Annotated in this window: 1 protein-coding gene; it reads left to right on the forward strand. The window is 36.6% G+C overall.

From position 1 onward, the window contains the following. Positions 1–410, forward strand: a 410-nt coding sequence (locus ABT006_RS34980) for a polysaccharide deacetylase family protein (RefSeq protein ID WP_350712751.1), incomplete at its 5' end; no start/stop codon positions are given. Between the last annotated feature and the right edge of the window lie 1,006 nt (positions 411–1,416).

A 1,416-nucleotide genomic window follows, 5' to 3' on the forward strand; every position in this document is an offset into this window, starting at 1 on the left:
TAAAGAAAGATGGTTGGAGTTTTGCTTCTCATACTTGGGGACACTTGAATATGACACAAGCTTCTTTAGCCGATATCCAACAAGATAATGAACGTTGGCAAAATGAAGTTGCACCTATTTTAGGCAAAACAAATATTTTGATCTACCCATTTGGCGCTGACATCAGCGATTGGCAACCTTATTCTGAAGCAAATCAAAAATTTGCTTACTTGAAACAACAAGGATTTGATATCTTCTGCAATGTCGATGCCTCAACTCCTGCATGGGGACAACTAGGAACTGACTACTACCGTAACGCCAGAATCAATATTGACGGTATCCGTTTCGAAGCTGACCTAAAAGGAGAAAATCCAATACTTGATCAATTTATCAACGTCAAAGAAGTGTATGACCAAAAAGATCGAGGATAGAGGTTGTGAAAGAAGCGTCCAGCTCCGCCGACAATAAGTAGGAATTAACTATCTAGGAACGCATACCATGCGTAAAACAGGCGCTTATAAGGTCTATACCCAGTCAAACTATAATATTGGTTTAGTGATGCATTTATTAAACCATTCAAGTGAAGCTATGACCTTAACGTATCTTGGATTAGATCAAGCTAGTCGAGAAACGATGTTAGACCAAATTGATTTTGGGTAATGAATGTTTAGAACTTAGTAGTCGTCCAAAAACAACTACTTTTTTTGTTGAATCGTCCTTGGACGATTCGATGCTTTTGACTTGTAAGAACAGGATTGAATGAAGCCATACTGTTCGCATATTTTTAGTGGATGAACGAATAAAAAATCTCTCGTATTTTGTTTGTTCATCCATGGTTTTAGAAAAAAGAGGGACGATTTCGGAAGAAGAAAATCGTCCCTCTTTTTCTTCTTTTTGTATGACAAAAAGAAAGATCTTTTGCTCATTTTATTTTTATAAAATGGGTAGGTGGCGTTTGCGTAAAGCAAATCGACACAATCCAAAGGGGATAAAAGGGGAAAGTGAAACTTCCCCCTTTTCAAGCCACATTGTAATACAAGAACGAAGTGTTTTGTATTACAATGTGATAGCTTGCAGTATTTATGGTTTTATATGGTCTATTTTGTTATAATGATTGTAACCGAATAGGGCGCAATGCTTATTACAAAATCAATGACAAAGGGCGATTGAGGAATGAGCGCTGGGGCATTTTATCTTTGAGGAAGTTCTTGATGGATCAGAAAAATGTATCACAAATTGAAACAAAGACTCACTCATTTAAGAGACGCTACTAGCATGAAATTTTGTTGTTGCGATAAGCAACTTCTGATACACGATTTTTAGCCATTACATCACTCGTTTTTAGAGTGATGTGTAAGTGCGCATTGCACTCTTTTTTTACGAAACAAGCCGACCAGCGTTTGAAACTTTTTAGTTTTTCATCATTCTATTTTAAAA

Source organism: Micromonospora sp. NPDC002717, assembly GCF_040295705.1.
Lineage (GTDB): Bacteria > Actinomycetota > Actinomycetes > Mycobacteriales > Micromonosporaceae > Micromonospora.